Annotated in this window: 6 protein-coding genes; 4 read left to right on the top strand and 2 right to left on the bottom strand. The window is 45.7% G+C overall.

The window, feature by feature from the left end:
* The first annotated feature begins 144 nt into the window (after positions 1-144).
* Positions 145-3,609, top strand: a complete 3,465-nt coding sequence (locus tag QUB70_RS23715; protein ID WP_332983799.1) for a PAS domain S-box protein — start codon at positions 145-147, stop codon at positions 3,607-3,609.
* A gap of 478 nt (positions 3,610-4,087) precedes the next feature.
* Positions 4,088-4,474 carry a response regulator gene (locus QUB70_RS23720; protein ID WP_332983801.1) on the top strand — a complete coding sequence of 129 codons (387 nt, stop codon included), beginning with the start codon at positions 4,088-4,090 and terminating at the stop codon, positions 4,472-4,474.
* Between the two features lie 552 nt (positions 4,475-5,026).
* On the opposite strand, the gene QUB70_RS23725 is transcribed toward QUB70_RS23720, so the two are convergent.
* Positions 5,027-5,188 carry a hypothetical protein gene (locus QUB70_RS23725; protein WP_332983803.1) on the bottom strand — a complete coding sequence of 54 codons (162 nt, stop codon included), beginning with the start codon at positions 5,186-5,188 and terminating at the stop codon, positions 5,027-5,029.
* 253 nt (positions 5,189-5,441) lie between these two features.
* Here QUB70_RS23725 and QUB70_RS23730 point away from each other — a divergent pair, with 253 nt between their 5' ends.
* A complete protein-coding gene (locus QUB70_RS23730) occupies positions 5,442-5,750 on the top strand; it encodes a DUF1830 domain-containing protein (protein WP_332983805.1) in 309 nt (102 codons plus the stop codon).
* Positions 5,751-5,824: 74 nt separating this feature from the next.
* The gene (locus QUB70_RS23735) at positions 5,825-6,169 is read left to right on the top strand and encodes a hypothetical protein (protein WP_332983807.1); all 345 of its coding nucleotides are present in this window, start codon (positions 5,825-5,827) and stop codon (positions 6,167-6,169) included.
* Between the two features lie 82 nt (positions 6,170-6,251).
* On the opposite strand, the gene QUB70_RS23740 is transcribed toward QUB70_RS23735, so the two are convergent.
* A complete protein-coding gene (locus QUB70_RS23740) occupies positions 6,252-6,617 on the bottom strand; it encodes a DUF6464 family protein (protein WP_332983810.1) in 366 nt (121 codons plus the stop codon).
* Between the last annotated feature and the right edge of the window lie 251 nt (positions 6,618-6,868).

The raw sequence follows: 6,868 nt of genomic DNA on the forward strand, positions 1-6,868 counted from the left end.
GGGCGTCCGAAACTGCCAAGGCAAGGAATCGCCTTGATTTGGGATTGTTTGGTTGTGCGATTCGGAAGCGGTGGGGTTGATTGATGTTTAGCCGCTCATCAAGAACATAGACTAATTTAGAGAAGTATTAATCACATGAAAGCAATGGTATTACGCTCAGACACAGCCGCTCTCAATGACAGCGACTGCGAACTAATTTACGCTCCGGCTTCGATTCAACCTCACGGCATCCTTTTGGTGCTGGAAACTCCAGTGTTGAAAATTTTGCAAGTTAGCAACAATACTTTTGAGGCGATCGGCATTTACCCCGAAGCACTTTTGGGCAATTTTTTACATGAATTTGTCAAGACTGAGGAAATTGAGGCTGTTGAAAAAGCTTTATTTGAAAACGACCATCAACGTAACCGTATCAACTTATCATTCACAAGTCAAAAACGCAAGTCTTTTTTTCAGGGGACTGTGCATCAATCTAGTTCAGGATTAATTGTTGAACTAGAACAGGTTGTAGCCCCTAAAGCTAGCGATTGTTTCAATTCTTATCATTTAGTCCAAGAGCCGATCGACAAAATCCACAAAACACCAAACCTGCAAATGCTGTGTCAGACAGCAGTTGAAGAAGTGCGGAGGATTATCGGTTTCGATCGGGCGATCGTCTATCAATTTGATGCCACCGGTGCGGGGGAAGTTGTCGCCGAAGACAAAGTAGAAAGTTTGCCTCCTTTACTGGGACTGCACTATCCGGCTGCCGATATCCCCCCCCAGGCAAGAAACCTGTTCAGCATGAATCTAATTCGGTTTATTCCCGATATTAACTGTCAGCCTGTAGAACTAATTCCTAAGTGCAATCCGCTGACCGATCGCCCCCTGGATCTGGGCTTCTCTTTGTTGAGAACAGTTTCCCCTTGCCACGTTCAATATCTCAAAAATATGAACGTTGCCGCTAGCATGACCCTGACATTAATTAAAGATAAAAAACTCTGGGGATTAATCGCCTGTCACAACTCAACACGAAAGTACGTTAACTACGAAACAAGAACGGCTTGCGAACTGCTAGCAAAGTTTGTGAATCTAGAACTCAGCTACAAACAAGATGGCGAAGACCGGGAATATGCAATTAGTTTAAAAGAACTTTGTCATAAATTTGTCACGAATATTTCTCAAGAACACTCCTTTGTAGAAGGTTTACTTAAATCCCGAGATGAATTGCTGGCCTTAGTGGGTGCTAGCGGTGGAGTTGTCTGTGCCAATGAAAATTTAACAACCATCGGCAAAACCCCAGAATTGCTAGAAATCAAAAACTTAATTGCTTGGATAAAAACTCAAATAAATAATGATATTTTTTATACAGATTTTCTCTCAGAACTGTATCCGCCATCCGAGAAGTTTAAAGAAGTGGCTAGCGGTTTGCTGGTGCTTACCATGTCCGAAATGAAAAATTATTATATTTTGTGGTTCCGTCCCGAAGTAATTCAAACTATCAACTGGGCCGGTGAACTAGAGTGGTCAATTAAATTAAAACCGGATGGCAGCAGGCTGAGGTCTCCTCGCAATTCCTTTGAGTTGTGGCAAGAAACTGTGAGGTTAAAATCTTTGCCTTGGCAGCGGTGCGAAATTGAAATAGCACGAGAACTTCGAGTTGCTATTACTAGCATTGAGTTGCGGAAAATGAATCAGCAGCTCAGCTTAGCTTTGTCGGCTACCAAAATCGGATTTTGGGACTGGGATATGCAGAAAAATCTCATTGTTTGGTCGAGGGAACACGAAGAGTTGTTTGGGTTGGCACCGGGAACTTTTGCCGGAACTTATCAAAGTTTTGCAGCTTGCATTCACCCAGAAGATTTAAAAAGTATCGAGAATGCTGTAAATCAGATCCTGGCCCAGCGAGCAGATTACTTTCAGGAATACCGCGTGATTTGGCCGGATGGCAGCATTCACTGGATTGAGGGGAAAGGTAAGTTTTTTTACAGCGAAGCAGGCGATGCAGTGCGGATGGTGGGGACAGTTACAGAAATTACCGATCGCAAAGCTAGAGAATTACAATTGCGCCTGTTGGAATCAGCAGTCACCACGAGTAACGACGCCGTGTTAATTACCGAAGCTGAACCGATTGACGAACCGGGCCCGCGAATTATTTATGTCAACCCAGCTTTCACGCGGATGACCGGCTATACGCTAGAAGAAGTTTTGGGCAAAACGCCGCGCATCTTGCAAGGAGAAAAAACAGACCGCGCCAGTCTCGATCGAATTCGGACAGCTTTGAAAACCTGGCAGCCGGTGCGGGTTGACACGATCAATTACCGCAAAGACGGGACGGAATTTTGGATAGAAATGAGCATTGTGCCAATAGCTGACCAAACAGGTGGGTTTACCCATTGGGTATCAGTACACCGCGATATTAGCGATCGCAAACTTGCTGAAGCCGCCCTCCAACAGCTCAACGAACGGTTAGAAATGCGAGTTTTGCAGCGCACCCGAGAACTAGAAAGCTCTCAAGCAGAACTTCGGGAAAGCGAAGCTTTATTTCGCTCTCTGAGCGAAAGTTCCCCCGTTGGCATTTTCAAAATCGATGCTGAGGGGAAATGTACCTATACAAATCCCCGGTGTCAAGCAATTGGCGGCTTCACACCGGCATCCGCTTTAGGAAACGGCTGGATGCGGTTTGTTCACCGCGAAGACCTCAAACTAATTCTGTCTAAGTGGTCGGAATCGCGATCGCTAGATGGGGAATTTTACGGAGAATTCCGCCACATCCAGCGAGACGGAACAATCCGGTTTTGTCGGTTTAAAACAGCTCCGATTTTTTCCGACAGAGGTCAACTAATCGGTCACGTCGGCACAGTCACAGATATCACAGAAAGTCGGGCAATTGAAAAAATGAAAAATGAGTTTATTTCCATTGTCAGCCACGAACTGCGAACGCCACTTGCCTCAATTCGCGGTTCTTTAGGTTTGCTGGCGGCTGGGGTGCTCAAAGATAAACCGGAAACTGCCAAACAAATGTTAGAAATCGCATCGAGCGATACCGAGCGGTTAGTGCGTTTGGTCAACGATATTCTAGACTTAGAGCGGCTCGATTCGAGCCAAGTTACTCTCGTCAAGCAGTGGTGCGATGCACAGGTTTTGATGCGGAAGTCTGTGGAAGCTGTGATGTCTGTGGCTGCTGAGAATAACATTAATTTGTCGATTTTGCCCGCCGAAACGGCACAAATTTGGGCTGACCCCGACAGGATTGTGCAAATGCTGGTAAATTTGTTGAGCAATGCGATTAAATTCTCGGCTCCGCAGAGTACAGTAACTGTCAGGGTTGAAGATTTGGGCGATTCCCTGCGGGATAGCTACGCTTCACGGGTTTTATTTGAAGTCAAAGATCGAGGGCGGGGGATTCCTGCGGATAAACTAGAAACTATCTTTGGACGGTTTCAACAAGTAGATGCTTCTGACTCCCGCCAAAAAGGAGGTACGGGTTTGGGTTTGGCTATCTGTCGCAGCATCGTGCAGCAGCACGGCGGCAGAATTTGGGCCGAAAGTGTTGTCTCAGAAGGCAGCAGTTTCTATTTCACAGTGCCTGCACCGTTGGAAGGCGAAGGGGGAAAAAGTTTGGAGTTTTGAGATTGCTTTCATAAGAGATCGCGACAGCTAACGTTCCTCGCAACGCAGGCGGGGAGCATAAGTTTGGGAGGCCTATATGTCGATTTTTCGGTTCTCGGTTTAAAGGGTACATTTCGCGTGCGTAAGTTTTCTTTCGGTTGATGATGATTAATGTGAACTACCAGACTAGAAATGCTCCGCATACAGCACTGGCTTCCTGATTCATCGGGATGTGCTTTTATCTCCCCCAAGATAAGTAGTCTTACCGTCCCTCCACAGGCGGTCGTCCTAGTTCCTAAGACCCATATTTTTTCTTGCAACACGTCCCGTTCAGCTTGGTTTTTGCATTGGGAGATAATGGTCAAGATACACCTATCATATCATTGATTCGTTATCACTCAATTTATTTTCTCACCTCACTTTCATCCCGTCACTCATCCTGTAAACAGATAGAGTGCGGGACTTCCCGTTCGCATTAGTTAAAATTTGGGTTTTAATTATGTCTGAAAAGCGCATTCTGGTAATCGATGATGAAAAAAATCTTTGCAGCGTGATTCAGGCCTGTCTGGAACATTTAGGTGGCTGGACGGTACAGAGCGCGCTCAGCAGCAGCCAAGGATTGCTTTTAGCTGAAACTCAACTCCCTGATGCTATTCTGCTAGATGTGATGATGCCCGATATGGACGGAGTTGCTTTGTTTAATTTGCTGCAAAACAATGCGGCTACTCGGGGGATTCCGGTGATTTTCCTGACTGCTAAGGTGCAGGCGATGGATTTGAGCGAATTTGCTGATTTGGGGGTAGCGGGAGTGATTGCCAAGCCTTTCGATCCTTTGAGTTTGGCACAGCAAGTTGCGGAAATTCTGGGTTGGGAACCGTTGCTGTGAACAGGGGTAAAATACCTCGCAGATAGCATATCAAACTCGGCATTTGAAACCGCTACTAGACCAACAAAGTCGGCCGAGTCCCGCGGAAGAATCAAGGGGTCATTAAAGCCGGATGACGCTCGAAAATCCGCTTTCTCATTCCCTTGATTGTTGCGAAAATCACGCAATTATGTTATTTAGCCGGGTTGATGCGTCCAGGAAAGTCCTTGTTTTTCCGGCTGTTTTCAGAATTTCCTCATTTTTTTGATTTAGCTTTGAGATCGATCGGTGATTGGTTAATGTAAACTCTGATTCCCTAGAAGTTCAAGAGATGATCTCAGGGAGTCGGGGTTTTTTGTTACCCGCAAAGTCGATCTGCCTCTACCGTATTTACACGCAAAATAACTCTTCCAGAAATTACGTAGTGTTTCACCCGGAATCGGGAATGCAGCCAAGTTTTTTGGTAAAAACTCCGGTTTCTGCGTAAGTGTTGCAATCCCTGCTTCGGGCAAAGTATATTCATCAAAAAAAAATGACGATCTTCATAATTTATTCATATTTTTGAAATAATGTTTATTCCAGGCTCTTGATTTGAAGGTCGATCGCACTCTCAGCAGCATCCCGCTGGCAAAGAACAAACCTGTTGTCAGGGGAGTTCGGGTCAGTGACGGTACTTTCGATTAGCTGGTGCGACAGCACAACCAACCTGAATAAGTCAGGAGTTACGCACTGCATACCAAACAAACCGGGTTTTTTCACCGCAAAAAACCGGGTTTCTGCGCAAGTCCTCTAAGTGTTGGCAAGTGTTGGCAAGTGTTGGCAAGCGAACTCAATCAAAGAAAAATTCATAACTGAGGATGTGATTCGCGCTCTCGAATAACGCCCCGTAAATAAGTCTGTCTTTTTGTCAAGAGCAAAACTCGCAATTGCCGCTAACAGGCCAAGCCAAGTCTGAGTAAGTTTTTTAAAGAGTATGGAGATTTTTAAAATGTCATATCAGCTATCTTGTAAAGGTAACAATCAAATTCTGTGCTATTACCCAAATATTACCAACCAAATTCAGGTGGTTCGGATTGGGAACATTCCTAATTGGTACTTTGAAAAAGTGTTGTTTCCGGGACAGCGACTGATGTTTGAAGCTGCGGCAGAAGCAGTTTTAGAAATTCACACAGGCGCGGTGGCAAGTGCTATTTTATCGGACAAAATTCCCTGCTACGTGCTGCGGGTTATAGAAGAGGTAAGTTCCGAGTTAGAGCTGGTTATTCCAGAAGAACGGTGTGCGCTATTAGCCCGCTAAGATTCACGAGAAATCAGACGACATCGAGAGCGGCAACAAAAATATTAGTTAACCAGTGTTTGGGAACGGGGAAAATGCAGAAAAATCTTGTCAATATCACCTTGGCCGCAGTCACAGAAGAAGTAGAAATTATCTTGGAGTCTTATCCCAAGTATCCCTACCAAGAAGCTTTTTCGCCCTCGGGCTTGCGGCAGGATTTAATTGCTTACGTGCTGAGCCGAGTTCCTAATAGATATAGTGCGATCGACTCCGGCGAGTCTGTGCCGAACCAAACAGTGCAGTTTCGCTGTTCTTCAGAGCAGTTGCTGCACATAGAAAATTTGATTCATACTGGCATTCGCGACGTGCTGCACAGCTATGAGAAGATAGATTATCGCCTTTGCGAACAACTTAAATCCTGTTCGCAATTTGCTAGTTGATTTAGATAGTTTGTGGTAAATGAGGGAGATGCCGAGATCCTCGGCACTCGGTTGGGCGATCGAGCTATAATTGTGCACGCACTCACCCGATCGATCGACACTTTTGGTAATCGCCGCAGCCGTCGCACGGGCCATTGGGATTGACAGCACAGCGCAGAATTTCCGATCGAGCGTTAAAGTGGCAGCTATAATCTCCGATAACCCAGATGCCGCTTACAAATGTTCTTTCCGTCGGCGGTTGAGCCGACTGCACGTACAACGCAATTTTTTGCAGTTGGTAGCGGCCGGATTTGAGTTGATAGCGGTGGTGGCGTTCCAAAACGGCGTAGGTTTGTCCCTCTAAATCTAGATAGTTCCCCGGTTGGGGCGTCCAATCCAGCCGAATGCTACCTAAAGATTGGCGGGGGTGAGAGAGAATCACCTCTACGGGTAAAGTATTTTGTTCCATGTGGCGGTGCGACAAGCGAGTACACGCTGATGGTATCGCATTGCGGGACTTGGAGCGCTTGGGGTGCGTTTGTAGTGAGGACTTCAATCCTCTGATTTTTATGAGGACTCAAGTTCTAACTACAAACCAATTTACCGCGTTTGTAGTGATTTTTATGAGGACTGAAGTTCTAAGAGACCTCTTGCAAAAATCCTTTTAATCAAATTCTGGAACGGGCTCTCCGGCCCATTCCACAAGAAAAAAAATTTTGT

The organism is Microcoleus sp. A003_D6 (assembly GCF_036702825.1).
Taxonomy (GTDB): Bacteria; Cyanobacteriota; Cyanobacteriia; order Cyanobacteriales; family Microcoleaceae; genus Microcoleus.